Source organism: Stenotrophomonas sp. STEN022 (assembly GCF_056760155.1).
Map to the genome: position 1 here is coordinate 21246 of NZ_JBRREG010000009.1, position 15114 is coordinate 36359.

Sequence of the window (15114 nt, forward strand, 5' to 3'; positions counted from 1 at the left end):
ATCGCGGCGCTATACTGCGCGGCCCGACGCGCTGCCCTGCCTGCGCCACCTCTCCAAGGACGGAAGCGCCCGATCCGATGATTGAAACCGCAAACATCCCGCCGCTGCTAACCGCACGCGGCCTGCGCTTCACCCGCAATGACGATCCGGTATTCGGGCCGCTGGACCTGCACGTTGATGCGGGCGAAGCGCTGTTGGTGCAGGGGAGCAATGGCGCCGGCAAGACCACCTTGCTGCGCGTGCTGGCCGGGCTGCTGCGCCCGGACGAAGGCAGGATCGAGATCGACGGCCGTCCTGCCAACAGTACCGACCGCTCCCGCTATATCGCATATCTGAGCCACCTCACCGCGCTCAAGCAGGACCTAGGTTGCCTGGAGAACCTGCATTTCCTGTGCGGACTGCAAGGCCGCCGCGCGCGGCAGATGCCGGGCAATGCCCTGGCAATCGTCGGCCTTGCCGGCTACGAGGACACCTTGTCCAGGCAGCTGTCGGCCGGCCAGAAAAAACGTCTGTCGCTGGCCCGTATCTGGTTGTCACCGGCACCGATCTGGCTGCTGGACGAGCCCTACGCCAACCTCGACCTGGATGGCATCAACCTGGTCAACCGGATGATCTCCGCGCATCTGCGCGGCGGCGGCGGCGCACTGGTGACCACCCATGGTGCCTACGCGGCACCACCGGTCCGCAATCGGACGCTTACCTTGAGCAGCGCAGCAGCGCAGGAGGACGTGGCATGAGCCTGCCGGGTCCGCAGCCAACACTGTTCTCTGCCGCGCGCGCCCTGCTGGCCCGCGACCTGAAGCTGCTATGGCGTCGCCGCGGCGATGCTGCGCAACCGATCCTGTTCGCCTCGCTGGTGGTAGCGCTGTTCGCGCTGGCATTGGGCGGCGAACCCAGGTTGCTGCAAAGCGTCGCTTCGGCAGTGCTGTGGCTGTCGATTCTGCTGGCCGGCCTGCTGTCACTGGACACCTTGTTCCGCAGCGACGCCGAGGACGGTTCGCTGGAGCAATGGCTGCTGTCGCCGGTGCCGCTGGCCTGGCTGGTCGCGGTGCGGGTCTTCTCGCACTGGTTGACCACCGCCTTCCCGCTGGTCCTGGTCAGCCCCTTGCTGGCCGAACTGATGCATCTGCCGCGCGCGCAGCTGCCGGTACTGCTCGCCGCGCTGGCGCTGGGCACCCCCCTGCTGAGCCTGCTCGGGGCGGTTGTCGCCGCCTTGACCGTGGGCATGCGCCGCGCCGGCATCCTGCTGGCGCTGCTGGTGCTGCCGCTCTACGTACCGGTACTGGTGTTCGGTGCCGGCGCGGTGGCGGCAGCGGCACAGGGCTTTGATCCCAGCGGTGCACTGCTGATGCTGGCGGCCGGCTTGCTGGTCAGCGCAGTGCTCGCCCCGCTGACTGCCGCGGCGGCAATCCGCATCGCCAACTCCTGAGCGCAAAACAGCGCTATTCTTGACGTTCACTTCACAAATCAAACCAAGCACATGGCTGAGCGGCCCCACACGGATGTTCCGAGCGTAGACAAGCCTACCTTGCCGCCCCGTCCAGTGGTCGAGCTGCAACGCCGTGGCGAACTGCGTGTAGAGAAGTTCCTGACGGCCGCCACCGAAGTCTTCAACGAAAAGGGTTATCAAGCCGCGCGTCTTGCCGATATCGTCAAACGTGCCGGCGGCTCCATGGCCACGCTCTACCGAGCGTTTGGCGACAAGGAAGGCTTGATTCATGCCCTGATGGAGCAGAGCATCAATGATTTCGGCCGCAGCCTGGACACCTTGCTGCAGTCGCCGCTGCCGCCTACCGAGGCCTTGGAAGAAGCTGCCAGCCAGATGGCCGAAGAGGTCCTCTCGCCCGCGCGCCTGGCCTGCCATCGCGTGGTTATTTCCGAAGGCATGAACCAACCCGGGCTGCGCGATTGGTTCCATGCCCACGGCGTGGCACCAATGGAAGTGCTGCTCAGCAAATACTTCGCCCGCGAGACTGCCGCCGGGCGCATGTATATCGAAAACCCGGAACAAGCCGCCCACTTCTTCTACATGGTGGTGATCGGCGGCTTGATCCTGCGTTCGGTCAATGGCCGCGTGGTTGCCAGCGACCTGCCTCGAGCACAAGAGCAGGCTCGTGCAGCCGTACGCCTGTTCATGGCAGGCGCCCTGCCCCGAAGCTGAGCTGATGAGCTGACCTCGGATCAGCCGCGCCCCCCAATCTGCAGCAGCTGTCTGCAGGCATGCCTGCGAACAGTCCGTGGCAACGCCATCGTCGCAGTCCCTGCAGCACGTCTACATCACTGCCGTTTTCCGCAGCTTCGGGGGCCTTGCTCCGACGATCAAGGACGCCACCCTCAAGTTGACCAGCCGCTCCCCGCCGGTTTTCTGAATTTGCGGTATCTTGCGCTAGTCTGAAAACAGCAACGGTGGTGCAACCCGCACCGCCCAGCCGGTCGGGCCGCTGATCGCGGCCCGGTCATCGTCTTCCTCAGCGAGCGAGCGGATGTTCAAAGGTTTAGTTGGTTGGTTTCATAAGCTGGGCTCACCGCCCTACTTCGACACCTTCGCCGCCCGTTGGTCCACCTGGTGCTATATCGCCGCGCTGCCGCTGTTTGGCTTCGGCCTCTGGCAGGCGCTGGCAGTGGTACCGGCTGACTACCAGCAGGGCGACAGCTTCCGCATCCTGTATATCCACGTGCCATCGGCATGGATGAGCCTGTTCGTATTCGGACTGATGGCCTTCTACAGCGCCGTCGCGCTGATCTGGCGGATCAAGCTCTGCGAGATCCTGGCCATGGCCTGCGCACCCATCGGCGCCGCATTCACCCTGATCACCCTGCTCACCGGCAGCATCTGGGGCAAGCCGATGTGGGGGACCTGGTGGGATTGGGACCCGCGTCTGACCACCGAACTGATCCTGTTATTCATGTACCTCGGCGTGATGGGGCTGTATGGCGCCATCGATGACCGCCGCGCGGGCGCCCGCGCCGCCGGCCTGCTGGCCATCGTCGGCGTGGTGATGTTGCCGATCATCCGCTACTCGGTGGTGTGGTGGAACTCGCTGCACCAGGGCCAGACCATCCGCGTGTTCGGCGAGTCCAGCATGGATAGCAGCATGATTCTGCCGCTGTGGATCATGGTGTTGGCTACCAAGTTCTGGTTCGTCGGATCGCTGCTGTCGCGCGCCCGCGCCGACAACCTGCGCCGCGAGGTCGGCAAGACCTGGCTGCGCGAACGGCTGGAGAAGTCGGCATGACCTATTTCAAATACGTGGCACTGGCCTATGCCGTGTTCTTCATCGTATTGGCCTGGGACTTCATCGTGCCGCGCCTGCAGATCCGCCAGCAGTTGCGCGAGGCACGTGCGCGCCTCAATCGCGCCAGTCGCAGCAGCGCAGCAGCCGTTGACGAGGAACTGAGCCGATGAGCCCGACCCAGCGCCGCCGCTTGTTGCTCGTGTTGCTGGTCCTGCTGATTGCCGGCGCAGCGGTCGCCCTGGTCAGCAATGCCCTGCAGCGCAACATCGCCTATCTGTACACGCCAGCCGAGGTCAACGCCGGCCAGGTCGCCCCGGACGCACGTTTCCGGCTTGGCGGCATGGTTGCCAAGGGCTCGTTCAACCGCGAACCCGGTGCGCTGCTGGCGCGCTTCGAGGTCACCGACGGCGACGCGATGCTGCCCGTCACCTACGACCGCATCCTGCCCGACCTGTTCCGCGAAGGTCAGGCCGTGGTCGCCACCGGGCGCATGGTCAACGGCGTATTCGTCGCCGAAGACGTGCTCGCCAAGCACGACGAGACCTATATGCCCAAGGAGCTGGCCGACAAGATGGGCGTGGCGCACGACAAGCACCAGGTCCCGGCCACCACCCCAACGACGGAAACGCCCTGAGTGCTCGGTGAAATCGGACAGGTATTACTGATCCTCGCCCTGCTGGCAGCCCTGCTGCAAAGCGTCCTGCCACTGATCGGCGCCCAGCGTGGCATCCCCGCACTCACCGCGATCGCACGCCCGGCAGCGATGCTGCAGCTGACCATGGTGCTCGCCGCCTTCGTGGTGCTGACGATTGCCTTCGTGCGCCAGGATTTCTCGCTGCGCTACGTCGCCGATAACTCCAATACCCTGCTGCCGATGATCTACCGCTATTCGGCGGTATGGGGAGCACACGAAGGCTCGCTGCTGATGTGGTCGCTGGTGCTGACGCTGTGGACGGCGGCGGTGGCCGCGTTCTCGCGGCAGCTGCCGCCCGAGGTGATGGCGCGGGTGCTGTCGGTTATGGGCATGATCAGCGTCGGTTTCCTTGCCTTCCTGCTGTTCACCTCCAACCCGTTCGCGCGCCTGCTGCCGGCACCAGGTGAAGGCCACGACCTCAATCCGCTGCTGCAGGACCCCGGGCTGATCATCCACCCGCCCCTGCTCTATCTGGGCTACGTCGGCTTCGCGGTACCGTTTGCCTTCGCCATCGCAGCCTTGATCGACGGCCGCATCGACGTGCGCTGGCTGCGCTGGACCCGGCCGTGGACCAACGCGGCCTGGGGCTTCCTGACCATCGGCATCGCGCTGGGCAGCTGGTGGGCGTATTACGAACTGGGCTGGGGCGGCTGGTGGTTCTGGGACCCGGTGGAGAACGCCAGCTTCATGCCGTGGCTGGTTGGCGCGGCCTTGCTGCACTCGCAAGCGGCCACTGAAAAACGTGGTGTGTTTGTCGGCTGGACCCTGCTGCTGGCAATCGCCGCGTTTGCGCTGTCCCTGCTCGGCACTTTCCTGGTGCGCTCCGGCGTGCTGACCAGCGTGCACTCGTTTGCCGCCGATCCCTCGCGCGGCCTGTTCATCCTCATTTTCCTCGGCATCGTGGTGGGCGGCTCGCTGCTTCTCTATGCACTGCGCGCACCCGGCATGGGTGGCAACAGCAACGACCCGCGCCGCGCGTTCGCGCTCAACTCCCGCGAAAGCCTGCTGCTGGCCAACAACCTGCTGCTCAGTTGCGCCTGCGCGATGGTGCTGCTCGGCACCTTGTATCCGCTGTTGGCCGATGCGCTGGATCTGGGCAAGGTCTCGGTGGGCCCACCGTACTTCGGCACCCTGTTCGTGCTGTTGATGGCACCGATGATCGTGCTGCTGCCATTCGGCCCGCTCAGCCGCTGGCAACGCGAGCAAGGCCTTCGCACCCTGGCGCTGCTCGCACCGTGGGCGGGATTGGCGGTAGTGCTGGGCATCATCGGCTGGTGGATGGCCCCGCAAGGCAAGTTCAAGACTGCAATGGGCATTGCCAGCGCGGCCTGGGTCGCTGGCGGCACCGGCTATTACCTGTGGATGCGCCTGCGCAAAAGTGGCCGGCCCAATGCCGAAACCTGGGGCATGCTGATCGCCCACTTCGGCGTGGCCGTGTTCCTGGTCGGCGCCTTGCTGGTGGAAGCGCTGCATGTGCAGCATGAAGTGGCCCTGGCACCAGGCAACTCCATCGACGCCGGCGGTTATACGCTGCTGTTCGAAGGCGTGGATGCCAGCGATGGGCCGAACTTTCACTCCGACCGCGGGCACCTGCAGGTATTGCGCGGCGACACGCTGATTGCCCGCCTGCACCCGGAAAAACGCATGTACGCCAGCGGCGGCCAGCCGATGACCGAGGCCGGCATCCACCCCGCATTGGGTGGCGATATCTACGTCGCACTGGGAGAATCACTGGGCAACGGCTCCTGGGCCGTGCGCGTACAGATCAAACCTTTTGTCCGCTGGATCTGGTTGGGCGCGGCGCTGATGGCGCTGGGCGGTTTCATTACCGCCGTCGATCGCCGTTTCCGCCGGCTGCCTGAGAAATCGAAATGACCAATCCATCTCCCGAATCCAAAACCAAGCATCGCCTGCCGCCGGTCGCCATCGTGCTCGGTGCGTTGTTCTTCCTCGGCCTGATGGGCTTGATGCTGTACGGCGTCAGCCGCTCCGGCAAACCCGATCGCGACAGTCTTCCGTCGGCATTGATCGGAAAACCTGCCCCGGAATTCTCATTGCCGGTGTTGCATGACCCCAGCGTGCATGTCACCGACAAGCAGCTGCGCGGCGCACCCTATCTACTCAATGTCTGGGGCAGCTGGTGCCCGACCTGCCGCGACGAACACCCCATCCTCACCCGTTTTGCCGAAACCAAGCGCGTGCGCGTGATCGGCTACAACTGGAAGGACGAGCCCAGCGAAGCACTGCGCTGGCTGGAGCAGTTGGGCAATCCGTACATGGTGGTGCTGGCCGACCAGGAAGGCCGCGCCGCACTGGACTGGGGCATCGCCGCCGCACCGGAAACCTTCCTGGTCGACGGCAGCGGCATCGTGCGCTGGAAGTACAGCGGTGCCATCACCCAGCAGGTCATGGACGAGCAACTGATTCCGGCACTGGAAAAAGTCGAAGCCGCCGCCGGTGGCAAACACGGCGCACCGGATCTGGGAGCCGCCCGATGAAAGCGTGGGCTGGTGTGTTGCTGTGGATGTGCCTGGCTTTCAGTGCCAGCGCGCAGCCAGCCGGCGACCCCAGCCCATTGCAATACCGCGACCGCGCCGAGGAAGTACGCTTCCACGCACTCACCGCCGAGCTGCGCTGCGTGCAATGCCAGAACCAATCGCTGGCCGATTCCAACGCGCAGATCGCCCACGACCTGCGTCGCGAAGTGCTCAAGCTGATGCACGAAGGCCGCAGCGATGCCGAGATCAAGCAATTCCTGGTCGACCGTTACGGCGAGTTCGTGCTGTACCGCCCGCAACTGGAAGCCAGCACCGCCCTGCTCTGGTTCGGTCCCGGCCTGTTGTTGCTGGCCGGCGCCGTGCTGTTGATCGTATATGTACGGCGGCGTGGCCGCGCCGTACCTGTCTCGGCCAATGACGACGGCAGTCAGGAAGAACGCGAATGGTGAATACCGGGTTCATGGCAGGCGCTGCAGTGCTGGCGGTAGTGGCAACCGGCATCACCTTGTGGCCGCTGTGGCGCGCCGGCAAACGGCGGATATGGGGCAGCCTGGTTGCGATGGCGCTGGTCGCCACGCTGGGCCTGTACCAGTTGTTGGGAACCCCGGCAGCGATGCAGCCGCAACCTGAAGCTGCCGCCGCGCCGCAGACCATCGAAGAAGGCATCGCCCAACTGCAGGACGCCCTGAAGCAGAACCCGGAGCGCGTTGACGGCTGGGTGCTGCTGGCCCGCTCGCAGTTGGAGATTGGCAAGATCCCTGATGCCGCCGCGGCCTACCAGCGCGCCGTACAGCTGGCGCCGGATGAACCAGGCCTGCTGCTCGAAGCCGCACAGACCCGCGCCCAGGCCGATCCCAAATTCCTGTTCGACGACACCGCCCAGCAGTGGCTTGCCCGCGCCCGCCAGATCGCACCGGACAACGAGCGGGTCATCTGGCTAACCGGCATCGTGCAGCGCCAGCAAGGCCAGAACGAACAGGCCGCGCAGACCTGGGAAAGCCTGCTGCCAAGGCTGGAGCCCGCCGCAGCAAACGCGCTGCAGGCACAGATCGATATCGCCCGTGGCAAAGCACCGACCACCGCGCAGACTGGCACAGCGGCAACAACAGCGGCTCCAGCAAACGCTGCGGGTGCTGGCATCACCGTAACAGTAACCCTGGCTCCTGCCTTGGCCGAACGCGCCGCCTCCGGCAAGGAAACTGTGTTCGTCATCGCCCGCATCCCCGGCGGGCCGCCAATGCCGGTCGCCGTCGAGCGCCACCCTGCACAGGCAGCGCCGCTGACCGTCACCCTCGACGACGGCGACAGCCCGATGCCCACGCAGAAGCTGTCCGACCTGCAGGAAGTGGAAGTATTCGCGCGCCTGTCCAGCAGCGGCACGGCGATGCGCGGACAGGACGATGTGGAATCACATGCAGTAAGGGTAAAACTGCCAGCAAGCGCTCCGCTGGATCTTCAGATCGGCGGCAAACCCTGAGCCATCAGGCATGGACGCCTTGACCGAGAGCAGGTCCAAACCCCGGCGATGGCAAGGCATCACCGGCATGCATCGTTCACTGCGCACGCTACTGAGATGTTTGGCTGCCCTAGCTCTGTTTGGAATGCTGCCGCCCCTGCAGCGGGCCTGGTTTCCCGGCAACGACGGTTTGGCCTGGGCTCTGGACCTGCTCACCCATTGGCAGCCGTGGTACGCCGTGGCCTGGGGCTTGAGCTGCACGCTGATCGCTATCAACCAGCGACCTTGGCTGTGGGCGCTACCATTTGCTGCGCTGCCGTAGCTTACCGCAAGTCGTCCAGGCACGGAAACCTTGCGACCTACCGAACTGGTAGTAGTGGTCGCCAACGTCAACATCCACCAACGTGACCCTCATCGCCTGCTGGAATGGTTGCACACACATCCAGCCAATATCGTCGTATTGACCGAGCTTTCGCCCACCTATGCCAAGCAACTGGCTGCGGCGGCGAACGGCGGCTTCTCTCACGCAGCAATACACGCTCAGGACTCCCCGCTCGGGCTCGGCATCCTCTCCGACCGGCCCTTGCACGACCAACGCCTTTACAGCGATGCGCTCGGTGCCCTGCATCTGGAAACGCGGATCGTCCTTCATGGCCAATCGATACGCCTGATCGCAGCGCACCCCAAGCCGCCAATGGCAGTACGCAAGTTCCGCGCACGCGATCAACTGCTACGCGAACTTGCCCAGTCCACGGCCCAACCACTTATCGTTGCGGGCGACCTCAATGCGACACCATGGTCCCGCGCCTTGTATGCAGCCCAACGACATCAGCTGCTACGCGTTACCGGCAGCGCCCCTACCTACCCAAGCGAAGGAGCAGGGCTGATCGGCATCGGTATTGATCATGTGTTGGTTTCTTCGCAGTTGGCCGGCACCTTCCGCCAACGTGGGCCCGACATTGGCTCCGACCATCTACCCGTGCGCGCAGGACTGGCTTGGCATTCAGCCCCAGCACGCTCCGCTGCCGCGCCCTCCTCGCCGGAATAGCGTGATAACCACTGGTTATCATCCATGCGAAGATGCGCCCGGCATCCCCGTTAAAATTGGCAGATGACTGAATTCACCCCTGTCGGCAGCCGCTTCCATGCGCTGTCTTCCCCATTCCCGATGAAGCGCGGGGGCAGCCTTGTCGGCGCCCACGTTGCCTACGAAACCTGGGGCAAGTTGGCCGCCGATGCCAGCAACGCCATCCTGATCGTCACCGGCCTCTCGCCGGATGCACACGCTGCCAGCAATGCCGACAACCCCGCCAACGGCTGGTGGGAGCCGATGCTTGGCCCCGGCAAGCCAATTGATACCAACCGCTGGTTCGTCATCTGCGTCAACTCGCTGGGCAGCTGCAAGGGCTCTACCGGCCCGGCCTCGCTGGACCCCGCCACCGGCAAGACCTACCGGCTGTCCTTCCCCGAGTTGTCGATTGAAGACGTGGCCAACGCCGCCGCCGAAGTCGTGCGCGCACTTGGCATCACCCAGCTGGCCTGCCTGATCGGCAACTCGATGGGCGGCATGACCGCACTGGCGGTGTTGCTGCAACACCCGGGCATCGCCCGCAGCCACATCAACATTTCCGGCAGCGCCCGCGCCCTGCCGTTCTCGATCGCCATCCGTTCGCTGCAACGCGAAGCAATCCGCCTCGATCCGGCATGGAACAACGGCGATTACGACGAAGTGCATTACCCGGAATCGGGCATGCGCATGGCGCGAAAACTCGGCGTCATCACCTATCGCTCGGCGCTGGAATGGGATGGCCGCTTCGGCCGCGTGCGACTGGACTCGGACCAGACCGACGAAGACCCGTTCGGCCTGGAATTCCAGGTCGAGAGCTATCTGGAAGGCCACGCCCGCCGCTTCGTGCGCAACTTCGACCCGAACTGTTATCTCTACCTCGGTCGATCCATGGACTGGTTCGATCTGGCCGAATACGCCGATGGCAATGTATTGGCCGGGCTGGCGAAGATCCGCGTTGAGCGCGCACTTGCCATCGGCGCCAATACCGACATCCTGTTCCCGGTAGAACAGCAGCAGCAGATCGCCGACGGCCTACGCGCAGGCGGCGCCGACGCGCAGTTCATCGGTATGGATTCACCACAGGGCCATGACGCCTTCCTGGTGGACTACGACCGCTTCGGGCCAGCAGTAGCGCAGTTTCTGCAGGCACTGCCGACGAACGCATAGCCAGTACACCGATCTTGGATGCAGGCGGCCGCTGATGGTCGCCTGCACTGACTGCAAAGCACGCTTGAGCTTCCGACAACCGGGGCCGAGCATGCGACGTTTCCTCCTGATTCTACTTTTCTTGCTGGCCAGCTCGCTCAACACGGCGCTCGCTGCCGCGCCACCCTTGATGCTGGCCAGCAGCTGGCAGGACGGGCCGGATGTATCCCTCTATCTGGTCAGCGAGAAACTCGACGGCGTGCGCGCACGCTGGGACGGCCACGCGCTCTGGACCCGCGCCGGTCACCGCATCCCGACGCCGGCATGGTTTACCCAGGGCTGGCCCAAGCAGGCGATCGACGGCGAATTGTGGATGGCGCGCGGTCAGTTCGAAGCCACCAGTGCGCTCATCCGCAGCAGCACGACCGACGAAGCGCAGTGGCGCACCCTACGCTTCATGGCCTTCGATCTGCCTACTGCAACCGATGGCTTCGCCCGGCGCCACGCCCAGCTCCGCCGGATCATCGCCAATCAAGCCAACCCCTACCTGCTCGCCATAGAGCAACGCCGCCTGCCAGATACAGAGAGCCTGCACCGACACCTGCGCAGCGTCGTCCAGGCCGGCGGCGAAGGCCTGATGCTGCATCATCAGGACAATCGCTACAGCGATGGTCGCAGCGCTGGCTTGTTCAAACTCAAACTGTATGACGATGCCGAAGCGCGCGTGATCGGCTATGTCCCTGGCAAGGGCAAGTACGCCAGCATGGTCGGCGCGCTGCTGGTGCGTGCCGACAGCGGTGCACAGTTCCGCCTCGGCAGCGGTCTGAGTGATGCGCAGCGTGCCGATCCACCGCCGATCGGCAGCCAGGTGACCTATCGGTACAACGGGCTGACCGTGCACGGGTTGCCGCGTTTCCCGCGCTTCCTGCGGGTGCGCGACGAGCCTTGAAAGGGCTCGATTCATCCGTAGTGCTAAACGCAAGAAAATGAACGATGCAGCCGGCTTTTTTTGTGGGAGCGGCGTAAGCCGCGAAGCAAAGGCTTCATCAGATGGCAAACATGCAAAGACCTTCAGCATTGCCAGCTTCGCGGCTTATGCCGCTCCCACAAAGAACAGTTCCCATGCAGGAACAGGGCTTCACAGCTACCCATGTTTGCGCTGCAATAGCGGCGACAAACAAGGGCAAGCTCAATGCGTTATCAAGGTCGGCTGCAGGATTGGAACGATGACAAGGGCTTCGGATTCGTGGTTCCGAACGGCGGTGGTGACCGCGCCTTCGTCCATATCAAAGCCTTCGAGCAGCGCACGCAACGCCCGACTGACGGCATGCTGATCAGCTACGCGCTGCGCAAGGATGGACGCGGCCGTTTCAATGCCATCGCGGTGCGTTCGGCAAGCGCCACCAAAACCGTCACTTCCAAGCCCAAGCAGCCTCCGTTCACCGCCCGCCTGCCGCATGTCCTGCTGGGCGTATGTGCCCTGCTCTGCGTACTGGGACTATGGATTGCCAAGTTGATACCCGAATGGACCTTGCCGGTGATTGGCGGGATGAGCGTCGTAGCGCTGGGCTTCTATCTCTACGACAAGGGCGCAGCTGCCCGCGGTGAGCAGCGCACGCCCGAAAACACCTTGCACCTGATCTCCCTGCTCGGTGGCTGGCCGGGCGCGCTGATCGGCCAGGGGCTGTTCCGCCACAAGACCAGCAAGTCCAGCTTCCAGCTCATGTTCTGGCTGACGGTCGTACTCAATGTCACCGCAATCTGGCTCCTTGCCAGCGGCAGACTGAGCCTTCCCCACTAAGCACGCAGCCGCAATGCCAGCGCACCCGGGAACTCCGGCCGAGCACCCAAAAACAGCCACCGCTTCCTCAGGTTTGGAGGTGAAACGCTTTCTCCGGGCCAGCAAGTCGCCGACCATGCCAATGGATTCTGCGACTTCCAGCTTGAAGACCGATCATGGCCTGGCTGTGCAGCCGAGCCGTGCAGATACCGGTCGCTTATCATCTGCGCTCCCCAGCTCCAACACGGCATCATGGATCGAGCCCGTATGAAGTCCGCACTCCGCCTCGCTTGCCTGCATCTTGTCGCCCTCAGTGCCCTCCTCCTCGCAGCGATGCCGACCGCGCTGGCGCAAACCGCACGCAAGCCCTCGCCTTACGAGGCCAGGCAGGGCACCACCGCACCCGCCATCGACAACGCCCAAGCCCCGGCGCAATTGCCGCGCATAGCCAGCCGCGAGGATTTCATGCGTCTTGCCCGGATCTACAACCCGGGCACGCCGTTGGAAATGCCCCACCTGATATTCACCATCGACCGCCGCGATCCGGCCCGTATCCATTACATCAATACGCAGCGCTACGAGTTGCACGAGAACTTCGTGCGGCGCGAACGGTTGCTGCCGCACCTGAACAAGGCCACGCTCAACGCGCAGTACAAGGACCCGCAGCGGCGCTTCCTGTTCGGCACGGTGAGCTGGCAGCGCGATCTGCCTGGCTATACCTACGAGTTCTGGGAAGGCGACCAGCTGACAGCCGCACTGCTCAGGCAGACCGATCAGTTGGTGCGGGGCTCGTTCTACGAGGCGATCCGTTTCAAGACCAATTCCACGCTGCACGAGCAAACCGCCCGCTCCGCCGGCCTACCCTTCATCACCCAGGAAGCACTGCTGCGCGAGCAGCCCTTCCTGCCCTTGAACACGGGTATCGCACAGGGCCGCCTGCGCATCGTCGGCTCGATCGAACAGGCAAGCGACCTGTCGCCGCAGGACATCGTGGTACTGGACGAGGTTCCGATCTCGCTGTCGCCGGTAGCCGGCCTTGTCACCCAACGCCCATCGACGCTGTTGTCGCACGTCAACCTGCTTGCCAAGGGGTGGCGTATCCCCAACGTCTATGTCCGCGACGCGCAGGCTGCTTTGCGCGTCTACGACGGACAATGGATCGAGCTGGAAGTCACTAACAATGACTACAAGGTGCGGCCAGCCCTTCGTCCGGCCAACACGCCCTCCACAACCACGCAGGCAGCCGTGCGCAATCTGCCACGGCCCGACGTATCGATAACCGCGCTGAAGCCGCTTTCGGCGCTTCGCGCCAGGGACAGCAGCCATTGCGGGGTCAAGGCGGCCAATCTGGGCACATTGAAATCCGCATTGCCGCCCTCCGCGCGGGTCCCGGATGGATTCTGTGTCCCCTTCTCGCATTACCAATCTGCAATGCAGAGACTGCGCATCAGCGAGCGGCTGGCCGCATTGCAGCAGCAGCCCGGCTTCGCCAGCGATGCCAAGGTCCGCCGCGAGGCGCTTGCCGCGCTACGGTCGGAGATCAGCGGTGCCACCCCCGACCCGGCACTGGTCCGCAGCCTGCAATCGCAGTGGCAGAGCCAATTGCGGGGCCGCGGCGTGTTCGTGCGCAGCTCTTCCAACTCGGAGGACCTGCCGAATTTCAGCGGCGCCGGCCTGTACACGACCGTGCCCAACGTGATCGCTGCCGATACGCTGGTGCGCGCAGTGCAGACGGTATGGGCGTCGGTCTACAACTTCGAGGCCTACGAAGCACGCCGCGCTGCTGGTTTGGGCCAAGATGCAGTGGCGATGGCGGTACTGGTGCAGCTGGCCGCGCCCTCGGACAGTTCCGGGGTGATGATCACCCGCGACCCATTTGATGCAGGACATCGCCACATCACCTATATCTCGGCCAAGCGCGGCCTCGGCATCCGGGTGGTGGAAGGCAAGCGACAGGCCGAGCAGGTGATGTATTCGAACTGGTCCAAGGCCGTACAGGTGCTCAGCCGCTCCGCGGAGGACACCCAACTGGTCGCCAATGCCAGCGGCGGTGTCCGCGAGGTGGCGCTGACCGGCTCCCGCCAAGTGTTGACCGACGCCTTGATCGCGAGGCTGGCAGCCGTAGGCAACCGTACCAAACAGGCATTGGGCGGAGTCGACCAGGACATCGAATGGGCAGTGGTTGGCGATGACATACTCATCCTGCAATCGCGCCCCTACGTGGATGGAAGCAGCCGCTAGGGACCGTCCCAACCTCTCCGTCGCCCAGTACCAGCCAATCCGGACGTGCTCATGGACAAGATCGATCTCAAGCGCCAGCTGAAGCACCTCTACCAGCCCTCGGCCAAGGCCATTGCCGAGGTCGACGTGCCTGCCTTCAACTTCCTGATGATCGACGGCGCTGGCAATCCGAACACCTCGCAGGATTACAGGGATGCCGTGGAGGCGCTGTTCTCCATCGCCTACACCATCAAGTTCGCACTCAAGAAAGCCGGGCGACTGGACTACGCCGTGATGCCGCTGGAGGGACTGTGGTGGGCTGATGACATGGCGGCCTTCCAGCGCGATGAGAAGCAGCATTGGCTGTGGACCATGATGATCATGCAACCGCAGGACGTGTGCGGGCAGGACGTGGAATCCGCGATCATCGCATTGCAGAAGAAGTCACTTGCCAGCCTGTCAAAGCTGCGCTTCGAGACGTTTCACGAAGGACGATGTGCGCAGCTGCTGCATGTTGGTCCCTTCGCCGATGAGGGACCAGCGATCGAGCGCCTGCATGCTTTCATCGGCGAACGATCCGCATTGCGCGGCAAGCACCATGAGATCTACTTGAGTGACATCAGAAGGGCCGCGCCGGAGAAGTGGAAAACCATCATCCGCCAGCCCATGCAGTGAATCGCAATGATGACCAACCCCGCCCTCAGCCCGAATAGCAGGAACCCAGCATGACCTTCTGGCTGGTCGCAGCAGCAGCCAGCATCGGCCTGGGCTTGGCGGCCGGCGCCTTGTGCCGGCGAACCTGGCTTGCCGTGCTGTTTGCCGCCCTGCTCGGCGGCCTGCTCGCCCCCTATCTTGGCCTGCGCTTTGTCTGGGACGTGACCGGCCACCGCGATGCCCAGGATGGTCTGGCCTTCCTGTTCGGGCCGATGGTTACCCTACCGACAGCCAGCATTGTCGCCTACGCTTTCAAACGCTTGCGTAGAAACAAACGCAGCTGACGACGCACGCCTGCGCA

General features: G+C 64.1%; 18 protein-coding genes. All 18 read left to right on the forward strand.

The genetic code is table 11. The features are described from left to right. Positions 1 to 77: 77 nt before the first annotated feature. The 18 genes from ccmA (at position 78) to ACVOMF_RS03625 (ending at position 15097) form a co-directional block, all read left to right on the forward strand. Positions 78 to 737 carry a heme ABC exporter ATP-binding protein CcmA gene (gene ccmA / locus ACVOMF_RS03540; RefSeq protein WP_481508043.1) on the forward strand — a complete coding sequence of 220 codons (660 nt, stop codon included), beginning with the start codon at positions 78 to 80 and terminating at the stop codon, positions 735 to 737. Next, positions 734 to 1429, forward strand: a complete 696-nt coding sequence (ccmB, locus tag ACVOMF_RS03545) for a heme exporter protein CcmB (protein WP_481508044.1) — start codon at positions 734 to 736, stop codon at positions 1427 to 1429. The genes ccmA and ccmB overlap by 4 nt, the downstream gene beginning before the upstream one ends. Before the next feature lie 99 nt (positions 1430 to 1528). Next, positions 1529 to 2161: a TetR/AcrR family transcriptional regulator gene (locus tag ACVOMF_RS03550; protein WP_481508045.1), complete on the forward strand. Its 633-nt coding sequence runs from the start codon at positions 1529 to 1531 to the stop codon at positions 2159 to 2161. 322 nt (positions 2162 to 2483) lie between these two features. Beyond that, positions 2484 to 3236, forward strand: coding sequence for a heme ABC transporter permease CcmC (ccmC, locus tag ACVOMF_RS03555; protein ID WP_481508046.1), 753 nt, complete (start codon positions 2484 to 2486; stop codon positions 3234 to 3236). Continuing rightward, positions 3233 to 3406: a heme exporter protein CcmD gene (gene ccmD / locus ACVOMF_RS03560; protein WP_481508047.1), complete on the forward strand. Its 174-nt coding sequence runs from the start codon at positions 3233 to 3235 to the stop codon at positions 3404 to 3406. Before ccmC ends, ccmD begins: the two co-directional genes overlap by 4 nt. After that, positions 3403 to 3870, forward strand: coding sequence for a cytochrome c maturation protein CcmE (gene ccmE, locus ACVOMF_RS03565; protein ID WP_481508048.1), 468 nt, complete (start codon positions 3403 to 3405; stop codon positions 3868 to 3870). Before ccmD ends, ccmE begins: the two co-directional genes overlap by 4 nt. Further along, a complete protein-coding gene (locus ACVOMF_RS03570) occupies positions 3871 to 5805 on the forward strand; it encodes a heme lyase CcmF/NrfE family subunit (RefSeq protein WP_481508049.1) in 1935 nt (644 codons plus the stop codon). Beyond that, positions 5802 to 6428, forward strand: a complete 627-nt coding sequence (locus ACVOMF_RS03575) for a DsbE family thiol:disulfide interchange protein (RefSeq protein ID WP_481508050.1) — start codon at positions 5802 to 5804, stop codon at positions 6426 to 6428. The genes ACVOMF_RS03570 and ACVOMF_RS03575 overlap by 4 nt, the downstream gene beginning before the upstream one ends. Then, positions 6425 to 6877, forward strand: a complete 453-nt coding sequence (locus ACVOMF_RS03580) for a cytochrome c-type biogenesis protein (protein ID WP_481508051.1) — start codon at positions 6425 to 6427, stop codon at positions 6875 to 6877. The genes ACVOMF_RS03575 and ACVOMF_RS03580 overlap by 4 nt, the downstream gene beginning before the upstream one ends. Then, positions 6871 to 7905: a tetratricopeptide repeat protein gene (locus ACVOMF_RS03585; protein WP_481508052.1), complete on the forward strand. Its 1035-nt coding sequence runs from the start codon at positions 6871 to 6873 to the stop codon at positions 7903 to 7905. Before ACVOMF_RS03580 ends, ACVOMF_RS03585 begins: the two co-directional genes overlap by 7 nt. Before the next feature lie 10 nt (positions 7906 to 7915). Further along, complete coding sequence (locus ACVOMF_RS03590; RefSeq protein ID WP_481508053.1) at positions 7916 to 8206, forward strand: hypothetical protein; 291 nt, start codon at positions 7916 to 7918, stop codon at positions 8204 to 8206. 54 nt (positions 8207 to 8260) lie between these two features. Further along, positions 8261 to 8932: an endonuclease/exonuclease/phosphatase family protein gene (locus ACVOMF_RS03595; protein ID WP_481508054.1), complete on the forward strand. Its 672-nt coding sequence runs from the start codon at positions 8261 to 8263 to the stop codon at positions 8930 to 8932. A gap of 63 nt (positions 8933 to 8995) precedes the next feature. After that, positions 8996 to 10120: a homoserine O-acetyltransferase MetX gene (gene metX / locus ACVOMF_RS03600; protein ID WP_481508055.1), complete on the forward strand. Its 1125-nt coding sequence runs from the start codon at positions 8996 to 8998 to the stop codon at positions 10118 to 10120. A gap of 91 nt (positions 10121 to 10211) precedes the next feature. Next, positions 10212 to 11048 (forward strand): DNA ligase, encoded by an 837-nt coding sequence (locus ACVOMF_RS03605; RefSeq protein WP_481508056.1) that lies wholly within the window; start codon positions 10212 to 10214, stop codon positions 11046 to 11048. A 243-nt stretch (positions 11049 to 11291) separates the two neighbouring features. Further along, positions 11292 to 11900, forward strand: coding sequence for a DUF1294 domain-containing protein (locus tag ACVOMF_RS03610; RefSeq protein ID WP_481508057.1), 609 nt, complete (start codon positions 11292 to 11294; stop codon positions 11898 to 11900). Positions 11901 to 12146: 246 nt separating this feature from the next. Further along, positions 12147 to 14120, forward strand: coding sequence for a PEP/pyruvate-binding domain-containing protein (locus ACVOMF_RS03615; RefSeq protein WP_481508058.1), 1974 nt, complete (start codon positions 12147 to 12149; stop codon positions 14118 to 14120). 51 nt (positions 14121 to 14171) lie between these two features. After that, positions 14172 to 14774: a GyrI-like domain-containing protein gene (locus ACVOMF_RS03620; RefSeq protein WP_481508059.1), complete on the forward strand. Its 603-nt coding sequence runs from the start codon at positions 14172 to 14174 to the stop codon at positions 14772 to 14774. A gap of 50 nt (positions 14775 to 14824) precedes the next feature. Beyond that, on the forward strand, positions 14825 to 15097 hold the full coding sequence (locus tag ACVOMF_RS03625; RefSeq protein WP_481508060.1) for a hypothetical protein: 273 nt from the start codon (positions 14825 to 14827) through the stop codon (positions 15095 to 15097). The last annotated feature ends 17 nt before the right edge of the window (positions 15098 to 15114 follow it).

Coding starts and splice junctions, on each gene's coding strand:
- ccmA (WP_481508043.1), top strand. CDS start 78: ATGATTGAAACCGCAAACATCCCGCCGCTGCTAACCGCACGCGGCCTG.
- ACVOMF_RS03585 (WP_481508052.1), top strand. CDS start 6,871: ATGGTGAATACCGGGTTCATGGCAGGCGCTGCAGTGCTGGCGGTAGTG.
- ccmD (WP_481508047.1), top strand. CDS start 3,233: ATGACCTATTTCAAATACGTGGCACTGGCCTATGCCGTGTTCTTCATC.
- ACVOMF_RS03605 (WP_481508056.1), top strand. CDS start 10,212: ATGCGACGTTTCCTCCTGATTCTACTTTTCTTGCTGGCCAGCTCGCTC.
- ACVOMF_RS03590 (WP_481508053.1), top strand. CDS start 7,916: ATGGACGCCTTGACCGAGAGCAGGTCCAAACCCCGGCGATGGCAAGGC.
- ACVOMF_RS03615 (WP_481508058.1), top strand. CDS start 12,147: ATGAAGTCCGCACTCCGCCTCGCTTGCCTGCATCTTGTCGCCCTCAGT.
- ccmB (WP_481508044.1), top strand. CDS start 734: ATGAGCCTGCCGGGTCCGCAGCCAACACTGTTCTCTGCCGCGCGCGCC.
- ACVOMF_RS03610 (WP_481508057.1), top strand. CDS start 11,292: ATGCGTTATCAAGGTCGGCTGCAGGATTGGAACGATGACAAGGGCTTC.
- ACVOMF_RS03580 (WP_481508051.1), top strand. CDS start 6,425: ATGAAAGCGTGGGCTGGTGTGTTGCTGTGGATGTGCCTGGCTTTCAGT.
- metX (WP_481508055.1), top strand. CDS start 8,996: ATGACTGAATTCACCCCTGTCGGCAGCCGCTTCCATGCGCTGTCTTCC.
- ACVOMF_RS03625 (WP_481508060.1), top strand. CDS start 14,825: ATGACCTTCTGGCTGGTCGCAGCAGCAGCCAGCATCGGCCTGGGCTTG.
- ccmC (WP_481508046.1), top strand. CDS start 2,484: ATGTTCAAAGGTTTAGTTGGTTGGTTTCATAAGCTGGGCTCACCGCCC.
- ACVOMF_RS03575 (WP_481508050.1), top strand. CDS start 5,802: ATGACCAATCCATCTCCCGAATCCAAAACCAAGCATCGCCTGCCGCCG.
- ACVOMF_RS03620 (WP_481508059.1), top strand. CDS start 14,172: ATGGACAAGATCGATCTCAAGCGCCAGCTGAAGCACCTCTACCAGCCC.
- ccmE (WP_481508048.1), top strand. CDS start 3,403: ATGAGCCCGACCCAGCGCCGCCGCTTGTTGCTCGTGTTGCTGGTCCTG.